This window comes from Micromonospora sp. AB353, from assembly GCF_049538395.1.
Taxonomy (GTDB): Bacteria; Actinomycetota; Actinomycetes; order Mycobacteriales; family Micromonosporaceae; genus Micromonospora; species Micromonospora aurantiaca.
Genome location: NZ_JBMVFV010000098.1, coordinates 1 through 19,420, shown reverse-complemented (window position 1 = coordinate 19,420; position 19,420 = coordinate 1). Strand labels below are relative to the sequence as shown.

13 protein-coding genes are annotated in these 19,420 nt (G+C 74.7%); 3 read left to right on the top strand and 10 right to left on the bottom strand.

The window, feature by feature from the left end:
• Positions 1-26: 26 nt before the first annotated feature.
• Positions 27-2,867 carry a leucine--tRNA ligase gene (gene leuS, locus ACPCK6_RS26520; protein ID WP_396882286.1) on the bottom strand — a complete coding sequence of 947 codons (2,841 nt, stop codon included), beginning with the start codon at positions 2,865-2,867 and terminating at the stop codon, positions 27-29.
• 397 nt (positions 2,868-3,264) lie between these two features.
• Between leuS and ACPCK6_RS26515 the strand changes: the two genes are divergently transcribed.
• The 3 genes from ACPCK6_RS26515 to ACPCK6_RS26505 are packed head-to-tail and all read left to right on the top strand — an operon-like array spanning position 3,265 to position 8,102.
• Positions 3,265-4,320 (top strand): AAA family ATPase, encoded by a 1,056-nt coding sequence (locus ACPCK6_RS26515; RefSeq protein WP_013287615.1) that lies wholly within the window; start codon positions 3,265-3,267, stop codon positions 4,318-4,320.
• Position 4,321: 1 nt separating this feature from the next.
• A complete protein-coding gene (locus ACPCK6_RS26510; RefSeq protein WP_318334929.1) occupies positions 4,322-5,620 on the top strand; it encodes a DUF58 domain-containing protein in 1,299 nt (432 codons plus the stop codon).
• 16 nt (positions 5,621-5,636) lie between these two features.
• Complete coding sequence (locus ACPCK6_RS26505) at positions 5,637-8,102, top strand: transglutaminase TgpA family protein (RefSeq protein WP_423482529.1); 2,466 nt, start codon at positions 5,637-5,639, stop codon at positions 8,100-8,102.
• 513 nt (positions 8,103-8,615) lie between these two features.
• On the opposite strand, the gene ACPCK6_RS26500 is transcribed toward ACPCK6_RS26505, so the two are convergent.
• From ACPCK6_RS26500 to ACPCK6_RS26460, 9 genes are all read right to left on the bottom strand, one after another.
• Positions 8,616-9,017: an SCO2097 family morphological protein gene (locus tag ACPCK6_RS26500; protein ID WP_128139017.1), complete on the bottom strand. Its 402-nt coding sequence runs from the start codon at positions 9,015-9,017 to the stop codon at positions 8,616-8,618.
• A gap of 115 nt (positions 9,018-9,132) precedes the next feature.
• Positions 9,133-10,392, bottom strand: a complete 1,260-nt coding sequence (locus ACPCK6_RS26495) for a DNA polymerase IV (RefSeq protein WP_396882288.1) — start codon at positions 10,390-10,392, stop codon at positions 9,133-9,135.
• A 91-nt stretch (positions 10,393-10,483) separates the two neighbouring features.
• Positions 10,484-11,671: an alkaline phosphatase family protein gene (locus tag ACPCK6_RS26490; protein WP_423482528.1), complete on the bottom strand. Its 1,188-nt coding sequence runs from the start codon at positions 11,669-11,671 to the stop codon at positions 10,484-10,486.
• On the bottom strand, positions 11,668-12,399 hold the full coding sequence (locus ACPCK6_RS26485) for a methyltransferase domain-containing protein (protein ID WP_318334933.1): 732 nt from the start codon (positions 12,397-12,399) through the stop codon (positions 11,668-11,670). Before ACPCK6_RS26485 ends, ACPCK6_RS26490 begins: the two co-directional genes overlap by 4 nt.
• A gap of 31 nt (positions 12,400-12,430) precedes the next feature.
• On the bottom strand, positions 12,431-12,610 hold the full coding sequence (locus ACPCK6_RS26480) for a hypothetical protein (RefSeq protein ID WP_013287622.1): 180 nt from the start codon (positions 12,608-12,610) through the stop codon (positions 12,431-12,433).
• Positions 12,611-12,706: 96 nt separating this feature from the next.
• The gene (locus ACPCK6_RS26475; protein ID WP_423482527.1) at positions 12,707-16,057 is read right to left on the bottom strand and encodes an error-prone DNA polymerase; all 3,351 of its coding nucleotides are present in this window, start codon (positions 16,055-16,057) and stop codon (positions 12,707-12,709) included.
• Between the two features lie 93 nt (positions 16,058-16,150).
• Positions 16,151-17,893, bottom strand: a complete 1,743-nt coding sequence (locus tag ACPCK6_RS26470; protein ID WP_396882291.1) for a DNA polymerase Y family protein — start codon at positions 17,891-17,893, stop codon at positions 16,151-16,153.
• A complete protein-coding gene (gene imuA' / locus ACPCK6_RS26465; protein WP_396882292.1) occupies positions 17,890-18,651 on the bottom strand; it encodes a DnaE2-dependent mutagenesis accessory factor ImuA' in 762 nt (253 codons plus the stop codon). Before imuA' ends, ACPCK6_RS26470 begins: the two co-directional genes overlap by 4 nt.
• Positions 18,652-18,790: 139 nt before the next feature.
• A complete protein-coding gene (locus ACPCK6_RS26460; RefSeq protein WP_194801202.1) occupies positions 18,791-19,294 on the bottom strand; it encodes an SAV_6107 family HEPN domain-containing protein in 504 nt (167 codons plus the stop codon).
• Positions 19,295-19,420: the final 126 nt, after the last annotated feature.

Genomic DNA, 19,420 nt, shown 5'->3' with positions numbered 1-19,420 from the left:
TCTTGCGGACACGCCCACCGGCCGGGTCAGGCGACGACCGAGACCATCCGGCCCTTCACCACGATCACCTTGCGCGGCTCCTTGCCGGCCAGCGTGCCGGCGACCGCCTCCAGCGCCGCCGCGCGGACGGTCTCCTCGGACGCGTCGGCGGGCACCTCGATCCGGCCCCGGACCTTGCCGTTGACCTGCACCGGGTACGTGACCGACTCGGCCACCAGCAGGGCCGGGTCGGCGACCGGGAAGTCCGCGTACGCCAGCGAGGTGTCGTGGCCCAGCTTGCGCCACAGCTCCTCGGCCATGTGCGGGGCGAACGGGGCGACCATCAGCACCAGCGGCTCGGCCACCTCGCGCGGCGTACGCGCCAGCCGGGTCAGGCCGTTCGTCAGCTCGATCAGCTTGGCGATGGCGGTGTTGAACCGGATCCCGTCCATGTCGGAGCGGACCCCGTCGATCGCCTTGTGCAGCAGCCGCCGGGTCGCCTCGTCGGCCGGCTCGTCGGTGACCCGCAGCTCGCCGGTCTGCTCGTCGACGACGGTGCGCCAGACCCGCTGCAGGAACCGGTACGAGCCGACCACGGCCCGGGTCTCCCAGGGGCGGGACACCTCCAGCGGGCCCATCGACATCTCGTACACCCGGAACGTGTCGGCGCCGTACGCCGCGCACATGTCGTCCGGGGTGACCACGTTCTTCAGCGACTTGCCCATCTTGCCGTACTCGCGCCGGACCTCGGTCTCGCCGTGGAACCAGCGGCCGTCGACCTCGACGACCTCCTCGGCGGGCACGTAGGCACCACGCGGGTCGACGAACGCGTACGCCTGGATCATGCCCTGGTTGAACAGACGGCGGAACGGCTCGAACGACGACACGTGGCCCAGGTCGTACAGCACCTTGTGCCAGAAACGCGCGTACAGCAGGTGCAGCACGGCGTGCTCGGCGCCGCCGACGTACAGGTCGGTGCCCCCGCAGTCGCCGTCGCGGCGCGGGCCCATCCAGTACGCCTCGTTCTCCGGGTCGGCGAAGCGCTGCGAGTCGGTCGGGTCCAGATAGCGCAGCTCGTACCAGCAGGAGCCGGCCCACTGCGGCATCACGTTGGTCTCGCGGGTGTAGCGCTTGGGCCCGTCGCCCAGGTCCAGCTCGACCTCGACCCAGTCGCGCCGCCGCGACAGCGGGGTCTCCGGGTTGCTGCCGGCGTCGTCGGCGTCGAACGTCTTCGGCGAGAAGTCCTCCACCTCGGGCAGCTCGACCGGCAGCATCGACTCGGGCAGCGCGATCGGCGCCCCGGTCTCGTCGTAGACGATCGGGAACGGTTCGCCCCAGTAGCGCTGCCGGGAGAACAGCCAGTCGCGCAGCCGCCAGGTGACCGCGCCGGCGCCGTGCCCGTTGGCCTCCAGCCACTCGATGATCCGCGCCTTGGCGTCGGTGACGCCCAGGCCGTCCAGGTCGATGCCGCGCTCCGGCGCGGCGCTGTTGATCGCCGGGCCGTCACCGGTGTACGCCTTGCCGTCGAAGCCCTCCGGCGGCTGCACGGTCCGCACGATCGGCAGCTCGAAGACCTCGGCGAAGGCCCAGTCCCGCTCGTCCTGGGCAGGCACCGCCATGATCGCGCCGGTGCCGTATCCGGCCAGCACGTAGTCGGCGATGAAGATCGGGATCTGGCCGCCGGTCACCGGGTTGGTCGCGTAGGCGCCGACGAAGACACCGGTCTTCTCCTTGCTGTCCGCCTGCCGCTCCACGTCCGTCTTGGCCGCGGCGGCCTTCCGGTACGCCTCGACGGCCGCACGCGGGCTCGCGTGCCCACCGGTCCAGGCGTCCTTCGTCCCCTCCGGCCAGACGGCCGGCGTCAGTACGTCGACCAGCTCGTGCTCCGGCGCCAGCACCATGTAGGTGGCACCGAAGACGGTGTCCGGCCGGGTCGTGAACACCCGCACCGGCGCGGCGGCGGTCGGGAAGTCGATGTGCGCGCCGGTCGACCGGCCGATCCAGTTGCGCTGCTGCAGCTTGATCGGCTCGGGCCAGTCCAGTGTGTCCAGATCCTCCAGCAGCCGGTCCCCGTACGCGGTGATCCGCATCATCCACTGCTTCAGGTTGCGCTTGAAGACCGGGAAGTTGCCGCGCTCGGAACGGCCGTCGGCGGTGACCTCCTCGTTCGCCAGCACGGTGCCCAGCCCCGGGCACCAGTTGACCGGCGCCTCCGAGACGTACGCCAGGCGGTGGTCGTCGACGACGCGCCGCCGCTCCCCCACGGACAGCTCGGCCCACTGACGCCCGTCCGGGGTGGCGCGGGTGCCGCCCTCGAACTCGGCGATCAGCTCGGCGATCGGCCGGGCCTTCTTGGCGTCCGCGTCGTACCAGGAGTTGAAGACCTGCAGGAAGATCCACTGCGTCCAGCGGTAGAACTCGGTGTCGATGGTCGCCACCGACCGCCGCTCGTCGTGGCCCAGCCCCAGCCGGCGCAGCTGCTCCCGGTACCGCTCGATGTTGGCCTCGGTGGTGGTCCGGGGGTGGGTGCCGGTCTGCACCGCGTACTGCTCGGCGGGCAGGCCGAACGCGTCGAAGCCCATCGCGTGCAGCACGTTGCGCCCGGCCATCCGCTGGTAGCGGGCGTAGCAGTCGGTGCCGATGTAGCCCAGCGGGTGCCCGACGTGCAGGCCGGCGCCGGACGGGTACGGGAACATGTCCAGCACGTACAGCTTCTCGGCGCCCGCGCGCGGGTGGCCCGGGTCGGCCAGCGGACCGACCGGGTTCGGCGCGTGGAAGGTGCCCTCCCGCGCCCAGGTGTCCTGCCAGCGGTGCTCGATCTCGTCGGCCAGGGCGGCGGTGTACCGGAACGGGGGGATGTCGGTCGCCGGTGCGGCTGCCTCACTCATGGCGTCTCCTCGGCGCGGATCGATTCGAAGGAATTGTGGGCGGTCTGCTGCGGGCACAAAAAAGCCCCTCGCGCAGGAGGGGCGGCCGTGCTGTCGCGCGTTCAGCGCATCAACACGGCTCGGTAAGAAGCAGGAAGAACCCGGCCATGCAGGCAGTGTACCTCGCACCCCTCGGCGGCGGCGCGCCCGTTCCACCCGCGGCGGCCGGTCCCCCGGTCCGGCGAATATTCCGGGCGTAACCGACCGACCACCTGCGGGAGTCGGCAGTAACGACAAACATGGTTAGCCTGAGATACCAATGAGATTTCTGCGGCAGACGAGGCTCGGCGTCGCGAACCCAACGGCGGGTCCAGGTGCTCTATAAAGAGCTGCCGTCCAGGCGACGAGGAGGAGGCCCGTGACACAACAGACCTGGGACGAGGTGGGCGGTCTGCTGCCGCACGACGAGTTCCGCGCCGCCAGCGAGGCCATCGTGGCCAACATCGAGCAGGTCATCGAGGGCAAGACCGCCACCGTCCGGCTCGCCCTGGCGGTGCTGCTGGCCGAGGGCCACCTGCTCATCGAGGACGTGCCCGGCGTCGGCAAGACCAAGCTCGCCAAGGCGATGGCCCGGTCCATCGACTGCTCGGTCCGGCGGATCCAGTTCACCCCCGACCTGCTTCCCAGCGACGTCACCGGCGTCAGCGTCTACAACCAGGAGACGCACGACTTCGAGTTCCGCCCCGGCGCGGTCTTCGCCAACCTGGTGGTCGGCGACGAGATCAACCGGGCCTCGCCGAAGACCCAGTCGGCGCTGCTGGAGTGCATGGAGGAGCGGCAGGTCACCGTCGACGGGGTCACCTACCAGTTGCAGACGCCGTTCATGGTGATCGCGACGCAGAACCCGATCGAGATGGAGGGCACCTACCCGCTGCCCGAGGCGCAGCGCGACCGGTTCACCGCCCGCATCGCCATGGGCTACCCGGACCCGCGCGCCGAGCTGGCCATGCTCGACGGGCACGGCGCCACCGACCCGCTGCCCGGGCTGCGGCCGGTCTCCGACGCGGCGACCGTCCGCCGGCTGATCGGCCACGTCCGGCAGGTGCACGTCGCCGACGCCGTCAAGCAGTACGCGATCGACCTGGTCACCGCCACCCGGGAGGCCCCCGACCTGCGGCTGGGCGCGTCCCCGCGGGCCACGCTCCAGTTGCTGCGCACCGCCCGCGCGGTGGCCGCCCTGGAGGGCCGCGACTACGTCCTGCCGGACGACCTCCAGGTTCTCGCGGTGCCGGTGCTGGCGCACCGGATCATCCCGACCGCGGACGCGCAGCTGGCCCGGCGCACCACCGACGCGATCGTCTCCGAGCTGGTGCACCGCCTGCCGCTCCCGCACGACCGGCAGCGCTCGCCATACGACACCCGGCCCGGCGGCGGCAACAACGGCCGCGGGCCGTACGAGCCGCGGAGGCCGTGACGTGCGCGACGGCCTGCGTGGGCTGACCACCCGCGGCCGCTCCTTCCTGGCGGCCGCGGTGGCCGCCGCGATCTCCGCCGGCATCCTCGGCGAGAAGGATCTGCTCCGGGTGGCGGTCCTGCTCGCCGTTCTGCCGCTGCTGGCCGCCGCGTACGTCGGACGCAGCCGGTACAAGCTGGCCTGCAACAGGTCGCTGGAGCCGCACCGGGTGCCGGTCGGTGCCAGCTCCCGGGTGGTGCTGCGGCTGCAGAACCTGTCCCGGCTGCCCACCGGCACGCTGCTGCTGGAGGACCGCCTGCCGTACGCGCTCGGCAGCCGGCCCCGGGTGGTGCTGGAGCGGCTCGGCGCGCACCAGGCCAGCTCCGTGGCGTACACGGTCCGCGCGGACGTGCGCGGCCGCTACGAGGTGGGGCCGCTGGTGATCCGGCTGACCGACCCGTTCGGCCTGTGCGAGCTGACCCGGTCGTTCCCCAGCACCGACCACCTCACGGTGATCCCGCAGGTCACCCCGCTGCCGTCGGTCCGGCTACCGGGTGAGTACGCCGGCAGCGGCGACAGCCGGGCCCGCTCGGTGGCGGTGCACGGCGAGGACGACGCCGCCACCCGGGAGTACCGGATGGGCGACGACCTGCGCCGGGTGCACTGGAAGTCCACCGCCCGCACCGGTGAGCTGATGGTGCGCCGCGAGGAGCAGCCGTGGGAGAGCCGGGCCACGGTGGTGCTGGACACCCGCGCCGCCGGGCACCGGGGCGAGGGCCCGACAGCCAGCTTCGAGTGGGCGGTCTCGGCCGCCGCCAGCATCGCCGTGCACCTGCGCGAGGCCGGCTACAAGCTGCGGCTGGTCACCGGCAACGGCGCCGACGTCGGCGCCACCGAGGCAGGCGGCGAGGGTCTGCTGCTCGACCACCTCGCCGACGTGCACCTGGACCGGCGCGGCGAGATCACCACGCTGGTGCAGCAGGTCCGGCAGCGGGCCGACGGCGGTCTGATCATCGCGCTGCTCGGCACGCTCGGCACCGCCGAGGCGGAACTGCTGGCCGGGCTGCGCGGCAACGGGGCCACCTGCGTGGCGTTCCTGCTCGACAGCAACACCTGGCTCAACCTGCCCCCGAACGCCCGGACCGAGGCGGAACGGGCGCACGGCGCCGCCGCGCTCGCGCTGCTGCAGAGCGGCTGGCGGGTCATCGGGGTGGAGCACGGCACCCGCCTGCCGATGCTGTGGCCGCAGGCCGGGCGGGGCTCGCAGGGCTTCGCGCTGCGGGCGGCCATGGCCGAGACGGTGGCCGGCGGACGACGATGACCGGAGGGATGGTCCTGTGACCCCGCACCGCAACATCGGGTTCGTCGCCGCGGCGGCGACGCTGCTGTCGGCGGCCCCGCTGTCGGCGATCTTCGAACGCTGGACCTGGCTGATCCAGGCCGCCGTCGTGGTCGCCGTGGTGGCCGGCTCGGCCGCGTTGAGCCGGCTGGGCCGGATGCCGCTGTGGGGGCAGGTGCTGGCCATGCTGGCCGGGCTGACCCTGGGCCTGACGTGGGTCTTCCCCGGCGGCACCGAACTGCTCGCGTTCGTACCGACCCCGGCCACGTTCGCCCACTTCGGCGACCTGCTGCAGACGTCGTTGCAGGACATGCGCTCGTACGGCGTGAAGGTGCCGGACGTCGACTCGCTGCTGTTCCTCGCGGTGCTCGGCATCGGTGCGGTCGCGGTGGTGGTGGACGTGCTCGCGGTCGGGTTGCGCCGTCCGGCGCTGGCCGGCCTGCCGATGCTCGCCATCTACTCGGTGCCGGTCGCGGTCTACGTGGACAGCGTCCCGGCCACCCCGTTCGTGGTCGGTGCCGCCGGTTACCTCTGGCTGCTGGTCACCGACAACGTCGACCGGGTACGCCGGTTCGGCCGCCGGTTCACCGGCGAGGGCCGTGACGTGGACGTCTGGGAGGCGTCCCCGCTCGCCGCGGCCGGACGGCGGCTCGCCGTGGTCGGCGTGATCGTGGCGGTGGCGCTGCCGCTCGCAGTGCCCGGGATGACCGGCGGGCTGCTGAACAACGTCGGCGCCGGGCCCGGCGAGGGCAACGGGCGCCCGGGTCAGGGCGGCAGCTCGGGCCGGGTCGACCTGTTCGCGGCGCTCAGCGGCCAGCTCAACCAGAGCGAGGAAATCGAGCTGGTCAAGGTCAGTACCAACGAGACGGCCCCGTTCTACCTGCGCCTGGGCGTGGTGGACGACCTGCGGCCGAGCGGCTTCCAGGCACGCGTGCCGACCGGGAGGTCGGTCGCCCGGTCCCTGTCCGACCCGGGGGACGACGCCCCGCGCGGCGTCGACCGGCAGCGCTACCGCGCCACAGTCGAGGTGACGAAGAACCTGAACATGCCGTTGCTGCCGGTCTACACCGAGCCGGTCAAGACCGAAGACCTCAACGGCAACTGGCTGTACGACACGAATCAGCAGGTCGTCTTCTCCAACCGGGACAACGCCCGCGGCAAGAGCTACTCGTTCGACTACGTCCGGTCCACCTTCAGCCCGGCGGCGCTGCGGGCGGCCCGCTCGCTGCCCTCGGACAGCCCGGTGATGCGGCAACAGACCGAGCGGCCGTCCGTCCCGGCCGTCGAGGAACTGGTCGCCGAGCTGGTGAAGGACAAGTCGAACGACTACGACAAGGTCCGGGCGATCTACGACTACTTCTCCGTGGACAACGGCTTCACCTACGCGCTGTCCACCCGCAACGGCAGCAGCGGGGAGGACATCACCGACTTCCTCGCCACCAAGGTCGGCTACTGCCAGCAGTACGCCGCAGCGATGGCCTGGCTGGTCCGGGCCGCCGGCATCCCGGCCCGCGTGGCCGTCGGCTTCACGAACGGCAGCAAGGCCGACAACGGCACGTATGTGCTGACCAACCGCAACCTGCACGCCTGGACCGAGGTCAACTTCAACGGCATCGGCTGGGTGCCCTTCGACGCCACCCCGGCGGCGGCCGTACCCGGCTCGGTCCGCTCCGCCTGGGCCCCGGACATCGACGCCCCCGAGGAGGTCACCCCGTCGGCCGGCAGCACCAGCGCTCCCGACACGGCCGGCCCGTCGGCCGGGCCGAACGAGGCGGACCGGCTGGACAAGGACACCGACCAGGGCCTGACGCTGAACCAGGGCGGCCCGGCCGAGGAGAGCCCGGTCTGGCCGTGGTGGCTGGCCGGCGCGCTGGCGCTGCTGGCGCTGCTCGCCGTACCGGCCCTGCGCCGCTCCGCGCTGCGCCGCCGCCGGCGCGTCCGGGCGGTCCCGCCCGCGGCAACCGCGCTGCCGGTGCCGGGTCAGCGCGGCGAGACGCGGGCGGTCGTCGTCGGCGTGGACGCCGAGGCGGCCCGCGCCGACGCGCACGCCGCCTGGGACGAGCTGCTCGACACGCTCGTCGACTTCCACGTCCGGGTGGACCGCACGGAGACCCCACGGGCCACCGCCGAGCGGCTGGCCCGGGAGGCACTCGCCGAACGGGGGGACGCCGCAACCGGGGTACGCCTGCTCGGCCGCGCCGAGGAACGCGCCCGCTACGCCCGTGACCCGCTGACCGACGCGGAGTTGCAGCCGGCGCTGCATACGGTCCGGGGCGCGCTGGCGGCGGGCGCCGACCGCCGTACCCGGCTGCTGGCCGCGCTGCTGCCCCCATCGGTGCTGCAGCGTTGGCGCGCCGCCCTGGCCGAGCGGTCGGCAAGGGTGGTGACCACGAGCGGTCAGGTCCGGCAGCAGATGACCCGCTGGAGCCCGCGCCGCCTCCTGGCCCACCGCCCCACCCGCTAACCCACCCACCCGCCCTCCCCGCCGCCCCGCACGGCCCGCCCGCACGGCGTTGATCAAGGAGATTGTGTCCGAATCCAGCCCCGCTGAAGACACAAACTCCTTGATCACCGCGTCTGGCCGGATGCGCCCGAGATCTTGGTACGAAACGGCCCCCATAGGGGCGCTTTCCTACCAAGATCTACGGCGGCTCCCGGGATACGGGCAGCGAATCCCGCCTGCCGGGCATGGCTGATCAGGTGGGCTGGACACACCGCCCGGCCCGGCCCGGCGATCTTGCAGTTTGCGCCGAAAGTGCAAGATCGCGGGTGAGGGCGGTGTGGTGCCTGCTGGGGGCGGCGAGAACCCACTCGGGACCGGTGGGTGGCGGGAGGTGGGGTCGATTGCGGGCATGACTGAGCGCGGGCCCTCGCCCGCGCTCACCCGGCAACCGGCAGCAGGACGCTCCGGCGGCGCTCGCCGGACTGTTACGGAGGCGCCGCCGGTTTCCCGCCCCGGGTCAGGGGCGGGACGCGGTCAGCGGTGGCCCTCCGGGCGCTGCCGCCAGCGGTCCTCCATCCGGTCGAGGAAGGAGCCCCGGCGACCACCACCACTGCGGCCACGGGGACGGCGCCGGCTCGTTGTGCCGCCGACCACGTGCAGGTCGGGCGACTGGGATCGGCGGTGCGACTGCACCGCGTAGCCCAACGAGGCCAGCATGACGACGAAACCCGCCACGGCCACCGCGGGAATCTTGATCACGGCACCGTAGATCAACAGGGCCAGACCAGCGACGACCACGCCGGCAGCGACGAGCACGCGACGCCGCGCGTGGAAACGCGGGTCGCTGGCGCGCACGGCCGAGGCGAACTTGGGGTCCTCGGCAAGCGACCGCTCGATCTGCTCGAACAGCCGCTGCTCGTGCTCCGAGAGCGGCACGGCACTCCTCCCCGGTCACGTTGGTCGGCCCGGGCGGGCCGACAGACCGTGGCAGCCAACCGGCTGCTTACCCGCAAGTCTACGAGGGCCCCCGCGCGTCGGAAAGCGGGACGACCTACGGCCGGGTCGGTTTTTCGACTTGTCGTGTATCACGACGGCCGAGAAGACTGGCCGGACCTATGACGGACCGCCCGAATCGGGCAGCCGCCGCGTCGGCCGCCGCCTCCGCCTCGCGCCAGCCGCGCTCGGGCGCACCGAGGGTGAGCTGCTGCGGGGTCTGCCCGGCGGGGGCGAGACCTTCCATCCGGACCCCGACCAGCCGAACCGGCTCGCCCGGGGCGAGCGCGCCCCACAGCGCCCAGGCCGTGTCGAACATCTCCCGGGCGGTGTCGGTGGGCACGGCGAGGGTGCGGGAGCGGCTGATCGTGCGGAAGTCGGCGAAACGGACCTTGAGCGACACGGTACGGCCCACCTGCCCGGCCGCCCGCAGCCGAGCGCCGGCCTTGTCGGCGAGCGCGAGCAGGGACCGCCGGATCTCGTCCGGGTCGGTCACGTCGGTGTCGAACGTGACCTCCGCGCCGATCGACTTCTCCACCTGTTCGGGCGTGACGCCGCGCGGGTCACGCCCCCAGGCCAGCTCGTGCAGGTGGGCGGCGGACGCCTCGCCCACGGCCCGCCGCAGCAGGCCGGCCGGCGCTTCGGCGAGGTCGCGTACGGTGCGCAGGCCGAGGCGGCGCAGCGCGTCCGCCGAGCGCTCCCCCACGCCCCACAGCGCGGACACCGGCAGCGGGTGCAGGAACTCCAGCACCTGGGCGGCCGGGACCACGAGCAGACCGTCGGGTTTGGCCCGGGTGGAGCCGAGCTTCGCCACGAACTTGCTGGGCCCCACGCCCACCGAACAGGTCAGTCGCTGTTCCTCGGCGACCCGGCGGCGGATCAGCGCGGCGATGTCGGCGGGCCGGCCGAACAGCCGTCGGGCGCCCGCCACGTCGAGGAACGCCTCGTCCAGCGACAGCGGCTCGACCAGGGGCGTGACGTCCCGGAAGATCCGCATGACCGCCCGCGAGGCCTCGGTGTAGGCGGTGAAGTCGGGCGGGAGGTAGACCGCGCCGGGGCACAGCGCACGGGCGCGGGCGGTGGGCATCGCGCTGCGGACGCCGTACCGCCGGGCCTCGTAGCTGGCGGAGCTGACCACGCCGCGCGGGCCGACGCCGCCCACCACCACCGGCCGGCCGCGCAACTCGGGGCGGCGGCGCACCTCCACTGAGGCGTAGAAAGCGTCCATGTCGACGTGCAGGATGGTGCAGCCGGTGTCGTCGGCGTCCGGCCCGAAGCGGGGGTCACCGCCTCGGGGCAACGACTGGCTGCGGCCCATGCCAGCAGGCTAGCCCGCCGGTCCGACAACCCCACCGCCCAGCCCACGGCCACCGGGCGCCACCCCACGCACCGGCCAGGACCGGGCCCGGTCAGCCCCGGACCACCAGCAGCGGGACTGTCATCTCGGCGGCGGTGTCCGCGCCGTGGTACGCCACCAGCCGCGACGCCATCGGCGGTTCGGAGCGGGTGGCGACCACGGCGTACGTGTCCCGGCAGACCACCACCACGTCGCCGATCCGGGTCAGGTGTGCCTCGGGCACCGGCCCGAACCAGCCGGTCGCCACCGCCTCGGCGCGGGTCAGCACCTGCGCGGCCGGGCCCAGCACCTCGGTCCAGGCGGCCACCACGTCGGCCTCGGCGCCCGGCTCGACGTGCAGGTAGCGGACCCGGGGCTCACCGGCGACCACCCGTACCCCGGCTCGCAGCCGGGGGTCGGTGTCCAGGTCGATGCGGTGCCCGGCGGGCACGTCGAGCTGGCCGTGGTCGGCGGTGACCAGCAGCGCGGCGTCCGGCGGCAGCCCGTCGACGAGCCGGGCCAGCAGTGTGTCCACGTCGGCGGCGGCGGTCCGCCAGGGCGCGGAGTCCACGCCGCTGAGGTGCCCGTGCCGGTCCAGGTCGGGATGGTAGCCGGAGACGAGTGCGGGCCCGTCCCCGGCGGCGAGCGCCGCCAGCATCCGGGCGGCGAGCGCGTCGACACCTGCCGCGCCCCGGTAGTCGCCGCCCCGGTTGGCGGCGAGCGTGAGGCCGCTGCCGGCGAACTCGGGACGGCTGACCACAGTCACCGCGACCCCGGCGGCGCGCGCCCGCTGGTACCAGGTGGGCACCGGCTGCCAGCTCGCCGGATCGGGGTCGCCGGTCCAGTCGACGTGGTTGAGCACCCGGTCGGTGCCGGGCACCCGGACCGTGAAGCCGAGCACGCCGTGCGCGCCCGACGGGGTGCCGGTGCCGAGGCTGACCAGGCTGGTCGGGGTGGTGGACGGGAAGCCGGTGGTGAGTGGCCGGCCGGCGGTGGCGGCCAGGCCGGCGAGCGTCGGGGCGTACGGGGCGGCGGTGGGGATCTGGTACCAGCCGAGGCCGTCGACGAGCAGCACCGCGATCCGGCGTACCCCGGCCAGGCGCGGTGCCAGGCCGAGGCGGTCGGCCGCGCCCGGTACGCCGAGCAGCGCCAGTGCGCTGGGCAGAACGTCGGTCAGGGCACCGCCGTCGTAGCGCGGCACCACCCGGTCCAGCGGGCCGGGAGCCGGGCCGGGAGCAGGATCGGGAACCGGGCCGGTCATGCCGGGCGGCGGGCGAACAGGTGCAGCTGGGCGGCGAGATCCCGGTACGGGGACCGGGCGGCGAGGGCGCGCTCCAGCTCCACCAGGGCGGCCTGCTGGCCGTCGGCCACCGCGGCCGGAAGAAGGTCGGCGAGCACGCGTACCCCGTGGATCTCCTCCACGACGAGGCCGGCGGCGGTGAGCAGCGCGGTCGCGTCGGCGGCGTCGTAGCGGCGGCGCAGCGTGTCCCGGCCGCCGGTGGTGCCGTGCGGGTCGGCGGCGAGCGCGGCGGCGGCGTCCAGTTGCCCGTTCATCGCCCGGCCGAACACGGCGGCGGCCCGGCCGGCGACGAGCACGCTCGCCGCGCCACCCGGCCGCAACGCGGTGACCAGCGCGGACATCACCGGTTCCGGGTCGTCGACCACCTCGAGGACGGAGTGGCAGAGCACCAGGTCCACGGTGGCCGGTTCGACGAGTCCGGTGAGCGCGTCGGCGTCGCCCTGCGTCGCGCGTACCCGGTCGGCGACCCCGGCCTCGGCGGCCCGGCGGGTCAGCGCGGCGAGCGCGTCGGGGCTGGCGTCGACCACGGTGACCCGGTGACCGGCCTCGGCGAGCGGGACGGCGAAGCCGCCGGTCCCGCCGCCGACGTCGAGCACGGAGAGTCGTTCGCCGGCCCGCCGGTCCAGCTCGGCCCGGAGCACCGACCAGATGACGGCGGTGCGGGGGGTGAGGGTTCGGATCTGCTCCACGCGCCGAGCCTAGTCACCCCCCGGCCCGGGTTCAGGACTCGCCGCCGCCGGCGGGGTCGTCCTCGGCGCGGGAACGCTGGTGGTTGGCCACCGGGCCGTCGGTCACCTGGTATTCCCGCGGCTCGGCCTCGTGGGTGGGTGCCCAGTCGGCGCCGAGGCGGGTCCGTCGGGCGTTGGCCACGCCACCGGCGTTCGTGCGGTGAAAGGTCATCGGTTCATCCCCCATACCCCGGGTGGGCCACTCTGCCCACCCGCGTCGGGAGTCTCCCGCCTCCGGCTCGGAGAAACCGTAATGTGGATCACTCCATCAACGGAAATCCCTGGATGCCGGTGTGACGGGGGGCTCGATCGCGTCCAGCCGGTCCGCGGTGAGGTTCGTGACGCCCTCGTGCCGCTGCAGCCGGCCCCGCACCACGAGTGCTCCGCTGGTGCGGGCGACTCGACGGTATCTCTGCCACAACCCCGGGGAGCAAGTGACATTGAGCATCCCGGTCTCGTCCTCCAGGTTGAGGAACGTGACGCCGCCGGCGGTCGCCGGGCGCTGCCGGTGGGTGACGATCCCGCCGACCCGGATCCGCTGTCCGGGTGGCACCTGGCCGAGGCGGGCGATCGGCACCGCGCCCAGTTCGTCGAGGCGGTCCCGGATGAACCGGGCCGGGTGGCTCTCCGGGGACAGGCCGGTGGCCCAGACGTCGGCGACCAGGCGGTCCACCGCGGCCATGCCGGGCAGGGTGGGCGGGTCCGCGCCGGTCACCGTGCCGGGTAGCCGGCCGGGCCGGTCCTGGGCCGCCGCGCCGGCGGCCCAGAGCGCCTGCCGCCGGGTCAGCCCGAAACAGGCGAACGCGTCGGCGGTGGCCAGCGCCTCCAGCTGCGCGGCGGTGAGACCGACGCGGCGGGCCAGGTCCGGCATGTCCCGGTACGCCCCGTGCGCGGCGCGTTCCGCCTCGATCCGCTCGGCCACGTCCTCGCCGAGGGTACGGACGCTGCCCAGCCCGAGCCGTACCGCCGGGCCGCCCAGCCCCCAGGCGTGCGGCGGCTCCCCCGGCACGCTGCCCCACCGGGTTTCCGGCGTGGACTCCAGCACCGCCTTGGCGCCGCTGGCGTTGATGTCCGGCCGGCGCACCTCCACGCCGTGCCGGCGGGCGTCGTCGGCGAGCGTCTGCGGCGAGTAGAAACCCATCGGCTGGGCGTTGAGCAGCGCGGCCAGGAACGGGCCCGGGTGGTAGCGCTTGAGCCACGAGCTGGCGTACACCAGGTAGGCGAAGCTCATCGCGTGGCTCTCCGGGAAGCCGTAGCTGGCGAATGCGGTGAGCTTGCGGTAGACGTCGTCGGCCAGCTCGCCGGTGATGCCCCGCTCGGCCATCCCGGCGTAGAGCCGGTCGGCGATCTGCGCCATCCGCTCCACCGACCGTTTCGCCCCCATGGCCCGGCGCAGCTGGTCGGCACCGGCCGCGTCGAACCCGGCCAGGTCGATGGCGAGCTGCATGAGCTGCTCCTGGAACAGCGGTACGCCGAGCGTCTTCTCCAGCGCGTTGCGCATCAGCGGGTGCGCGTACGTGACCGGCTCCTGGCCGTTCTTGCGCCTGATGTACGGGTGCACCGAGCCGCCCTGGATCGGGCCGGGCCGGATCAGCGCCACCTCCACCACCAGGTCGTAGAACTCGCGCGGCTTGAGCCGGGGCAGCGTGGCCATCTGGGCGCGGCTCTCCACCTGGAACACGCCCACCGAGTCGGCCCGGCAGAGCATGTCGTAGACCTCGGGGTCGTCCAGCGTCATGTCGCCCAGGTCGAGCCGGGAACCGATCAGGTCGTAGCCGTAGTGCAGCGCCGAGAGCATGCCGAGGCCGAGCAGGTCGAACTTGACCAGGCCGACGGCGGCGCAGTCGTCCTTGTCCCACTGGAGCACGCTGCGGCCGGGCATCCGGCCCCACTCCACCGGGCACACCTCGATCACCGGCCGGTCGCAGATCACCATGCCGCCGGAGTGGATGCCCAGGTGCCGGGGGAAGGTCTGCAGCTCGTTGGCGTACGCGACCACCTGCTCCGGGATGTCCGCCACGTCGACCGCGGCGACCGAACCCCACCTGTCGATCTGCTTGCTCCAGGCATCCTGCTGGCCGGGTGAGAAGCCGAACGCCTTCGCCACGTCCCGCACCGCCGACCGGGGCCGGTACGAGATGACGTTGGCGACCTGGGCGGTGTGTTCCCGGCCGTATCGGGCGTAGACGTGCTGGATCACCTCCTCCCGGCGGTCGGACTCGATGTCCACGTCGATGTCGGGCGGCCCGTCGCGTTCCGGGGCGAGGAAGCGTTCGAACAGCAGCCGGTGCCGGACCGCGTCCACGTTGGTGATGCGCAGCGCGTAGCAGACCGCCGAGTTGGCCGCCGACCCCCGGCCCTGGCAGTAGATGTCCTGCGCGCGGCAGAACGCGACGATGTCGTAGACCACCAGGAAGTAGCCGGGGAAACCGAGGTCGGAGATCATCCGCAGCTCGTGTTCCAGCTGCGCGTACGCCTCCGGGTGCGCCTCGGGCGGGCCGTAGCGCTCGCGGGCGCCGTCCATGGTCAGCCGGCGCAGCCAGCTCATCTCGGTGTGCCCCGGCGGCACCGGGTACGCCGGCAGCTGCGGCGCCACGAGCTGCAGGTCGAAGGCGAGTTCCGCACCGTATTCCGCGGCCCGCGCCACCGCCCCCGGGTACGCGGCGAACCGCGCCACCATCTCCGCGCCGCTGCGCAGGTGGGCGGTGGCCGCGGCGGGCAGCCACCCGTCGATCTCGTCGAGGCTGCGCCGGGCCCGGACCGCCGCGACGGTGGTGGCCAGCCGACGCCGTCCCGGGGTGGCGTAGTGCACGTTGTTCGTGGCGACGGTGGGCAGCCCGGCCGCGGCGGCCAGGTCGGCGAGCGCGTCGTTGCGGTCGGCGTCAACCGGGTGGCCGTGGTCGGTCAGCTCCACCGCCACCGTCTCCGCGCCGAACAGCGCGGTGAGCCGGTCCAGTTCCCGGGCGGCCGCGTCGACGCCCTCGGTGAGCAGCGCCGCGGGCACGTGCCCCTTGCGGCAGCCGGTGAGCACCAGCACGTGGTCGCGCAGCTCCGCGGCGATCTCCTCCAGTTCGCCGTAGACCGGGCGGCCCTTCTCCCCACCGCGCAGCTGGGCCCGGGAGATGGTGGCGGCCAGGCGCGCGTACCCCTCGTGGCCGTGCGCGAGCACCAGCAGGTGCCGGCCGAGCGGGTCGGGTTCGCCGTTCTGCGGGCCGGGCAGCCCGAGGGACAGCTCCGCGCCGAAGATCGTCGGCAGCCGCAGCGCGCGGGCCGCCTCGGCGAAGCGCACCACACCGTAGAAGCCGTCGTGGTCGGTGACGGCGAGCGCGGTGAGCCCGAGCCGGGCCGCCTCCTCGGCCAGTTCCTCCGGGTGGCTGGCCCCGTCGAGGAAGCTGAAGTTGGAGTGCGCGTGCAGCTCCGCGTACGGCACCACGCCGTCCGGGCGGTCCAGCTCCGGCGGCTGGTATTCCTGGCGCTTGCGGCTCCAGGCCGGTGAGTCGCCGCCGTCGGCGTCGACAGCGAGCGGGTCGACCACGTGCAGGTGCCGCTCGCCCCCGGCCCGGCCGGAGAGCACCTGCTCCAGCTTGGACCACGGCATCTTCGGGTTGTGGAAGCTCACCGACGCCCGCCTCGCCCACCACCCGACCGCCCGAGATCTCGGTACGAAACGGCCCCTGGAGGGGCGCTTTCGTACCAAGATCTCGCCCGGCTCTCAGTCATAGATCGCCTCCACCAGCCACCGGCCGCCCTCGACCGCGAGGAGCAGGGCGGCGCCGTCGGCCAGGCTCACCTGGAACCGGGCCCGGCGGCGCGCCTCGGCCGGCGCCCACCAGCGCTCGTCCACCGGCCACGGGCCGGCCCAGCCGGTGATCTCGGCCGGGCGCCCGTCGCCGACGATGAGCCGGGCCGGTGCCGCGCTGACCGTCAGTCGCGCGCTCACCACGACCGGCTCCCCGGCCGCGTCGCGCACGTCGGCCGGCAGCGGGGCGGGCAGCACCACGGCCGGCGACGGTGGCGGGATCCGGCCCGGCCACGGCGGCTCGGCCACCGCCCGGCCCCGCCCGGCCCGCCGCCCCGCACGGCCCCCCGGGGGTACGACCACAGGGGCGGACGCGGCACCCCGAGCGGCCCCGGCGGCCGGGCGCGACGGCGTCACGCCGCTCACCGAACCGGCGGGGACCGGTGGCGCGGCGGCGGGAGAGGCGGGCGGCAGGGGTGGCGGGCCGGGGCGGGCGGGCACCCGCTCGTCGCCCCACGGGACCAGGCGCACCTGGTCGGCCGGGGACCGCCCGCCGCCGAGCACGGCGGTGACCACCGCCTCGGGGCCGAGGATGCCCTGCACCCGGCTCAGCGCCCGGTGCGCCCGTTCCCGCTCCTCACCGGTCTCCCCCCACAGCCCGGGTTGCAGGCCCGCCTGGGCGAGCACCCCGTCGGGCACCAGCCGCAACCGGACGATTCCGGCGGTGGGCCGGGCCGGACGCGTCCCGCCCCGGCCGTTGCTGCCGGAGAGCCAGCCGTCGAGCTGCCAGCGGACCCGGTCGGCGATGGCCGCGGCGGTGAGCAGGCCGTCGTGCCGCCACACCCGGTGCAGCTCCTGGCCGTGCGCGGTGACCGCCTCGATGCCGAGGCGGGTGCAGGCCAGGCCGTACCCGGCCAGCCGCTCGTGCAGCCGCTCGGCGAGCATGCGGGCGGCGAACGCGGCGGCGTCGACCCGGTCGACCGGCTCGTCGTAGTCGGCGGTGACGGTCAGGTCGGCGGGCGGCTGCCGGACCGCCAGCGGACGGTCGTCGCGGCCACCGGCGAGCCGGTGCGCCAGCGCCCCGTCGAAACCGAACCGGGCCAGCACGTCCCCGGCCGGCAGCGCCGCGAAGTCGCCGAGGGTACGGACGCCGAGCCGGCGCAGCAGGTCGGCCAGCGCGGGCCGGCCGAGCGCCTCGACCGGCCGGGCGGCCAGGAACTCGCGGGTGCCGCCGGGGGCCACGATCCGGCCCTCCCGGGCGGCCAGCCCGGCCGCGAACACCCCGTCGGCGATGCCGGCCTGGCTCTCCACCGCGCAGCTCTGCGCGACGTGCTCCACGATCCGCTCGGCCGCCGCCTCCTCGCCGCCGAGGTAGCGGCTCGGCCCCCGGGCCGCCGTGGCGCAGGCGCCGGGCCGGATCACCTCGACGCCGGCGACCACCTCCTCCACGGCGGCCACCACCGGCTCGAACGCGCGCACGTCCCGCCCGGGGTCGTGGTCGACCACCGTCAGGTGCGGGCAGCGCCCCTGCGCCTCGCGGCGGCGCAGCCCGCGCCGGATGCCCTCGGCGCGGGCCCGCTCGGAGCAGGCGATCACCCGGTTGGCGTGCAGCACCACGACCGGGTCGGTGGCGGGCACCCCGTCGACGATCTCGGCGGCGAGGACCGGCCAGTCCGGGCACCAGAGCAGCAGCGTCCGCTGCGGTTCGCCGCTCACGCCGGACCGGCCGCGGCGAGCGTACGGGCGGGTGGGGCCACCACGCGCAGCCGGCGCGACGACGCGGCGGGCGGGACGCCGAGCCCCGCCGAACGGGGTATCACCCGGGTCAGCTCGTCGCCGGGCAGCCACACCTTGATCTCCTTGGGGCGGGCGGCGGCACCCCGGCCCCGGGCCGAGACGGTCACCTCGCGGCGGCGCAGCCGCCCGCGACCGGCGCCGAGCCCCTGCCAGACGCCCCGGACCACCTGGAGCGTGACGTCCGCGCCGTCCCACCGCCCGTACGGGACGAGGACGCTTCCGCGCTGCCGGGCGCGGGCGGCCAGCCGGGTGGCGACCGAGGCGGAGACGGTCGCCGGCACGGCGGTGACCACCACGTCGACCCCGTCGATGAGCGCGGCGACCACTGTGGGCCACTCCGGCCCGGGGTCGGGCACCAGGGCCAGCCGGTCCAGGGCGATGCCCGCCTCGGCGGCGGCGCCGGCCCCGAAGGTGGGTACGCCGACCACCGCGCACCACGAACCGGCCCGGGACGCCTCGGCGAGCAGCGCGAGGATCAGCGAGGTGGCACCGCTGCGCCGGGGCTGGCCGGCGCCGACCGCGACGGTGCTGCCACGGCGCAGGCCACGGTTGGGCAGCAGCCCGGTCAACTCGGCCCGGACGGGCAGCACCCGGTGGCCGCCGGCCGGGTCGGGCGCGCTCGCCGGACGGACCAGATCGGCCAGGGCGGCGGAACCGACCACCATGCGGCCCGCCATCGGACCAACCCCCCGTCGTGTTTCGCCACGGGCCCGCCCGTGGATGGTGCTGTGGATCGTGTCGTGCGCGGCACGCGTGTGCCGTGGGTGCGGCGCCCGGCCACCCGGGGTCCCGCCGGTGGCGGCCGGGCGCCACGAATCAGGCGGCGGCTGCTCCGGGCCGGGGCGGGGAGCCGGAGGCACCGGGCCGCAGCGGGCGGGGCAGTCCGTCGAGCGCCGGCTGGTGGGCCAGGCCGAGCGCGGTCTCCACCACCGTCACGAACTCCTCGGCGGCGCGCAGCAGGTCGTCGGCCTCGCGGGCGGTGACCACGCGGGGGATGCCGGCCTCGGCGGCGGCCCGCTTGCTCGCGCCGGCGGCGAAGTAGGCGGCCCACTCGTCCAGCTCGGGGGCGACGGTGGCGAGCAGCACCCAGACGCTGGTGATCCGGTGCCGGCGGGTGGGCGCGGGACGGGCCCGGGCGGCGAGCACGGCGGCGGCGGCGCGCAGCGCCGCGAGGTGGGCGGCGGCGTACCGGAGGCCGTCGGGACGGGTGCGGGCGGCCTCGGCCAGCCCGTCGCGGGCCACCGCGAGCAACTGGGCGGGGGTGCGGTGCGGCAGCACGTGCGCGGGCACCGTGGGCGCCTGGGCCGGACTGGTCGGCATGGGTCTCTCCTCCGCGTGTGGCCGGGGCGGGCGGTCGCGCGACGGGGAACGTCGCCCGGTCGCCCGGAGCGGTCGGTGCGGAGGAAGACGCACCTTGGTGGCGGCCGGCCGGATGTGGACGCTTCC

Excerpts from the sequence above, each read along its gene's own strand:
- leuS (WP_396882286.1), bottom strand. The coding sequence starts at position 2,867 with ATGAGTGAGGCAGCCGCACCGGCGACCGACATCCCCCCGTTCCGGTAC.
- ACPCK6_RS26495 (WP_396882288.1), bottom strand. The coding sequence starts at position 10,392 with ATGGGCCGCAGCCAGTCGTTGCCCCGAGGCGGTGACCCCCGCTTCGGG.
- ACPCK6_RS26490 (WP_423482528.1), bottom strand. The coding sequence starts at position 11,671 with ATGACCGGCCCGGTTCCCGATCCTGCTCCCGGCCCGGCTCCCGGCCCG.
- ACPCK6_RS26480 (WP_013287622.1), bottom strand. The coding sequence starts at position 12,610 with ATGACCTTTCACCGCACGAACGCCGGTGGCGTGGCCAACGCCCGACGG.
- imuA' (WP_396882292.1), bottom strand. The coding sequence starts at position 18,651 with ATGGCGGGCCGCATGGTGGTCGGTTCCGCCGCCCTGGCCGATCTGGTC.
- ACPCK6_RS26460 (WP_194801202.1), bottom strand. The coding sequence starts at position 19,294 with ATGCCGACCAGTCCGGCCCAGGCGCCCACGGTGCCCGCGCACGTGCTG.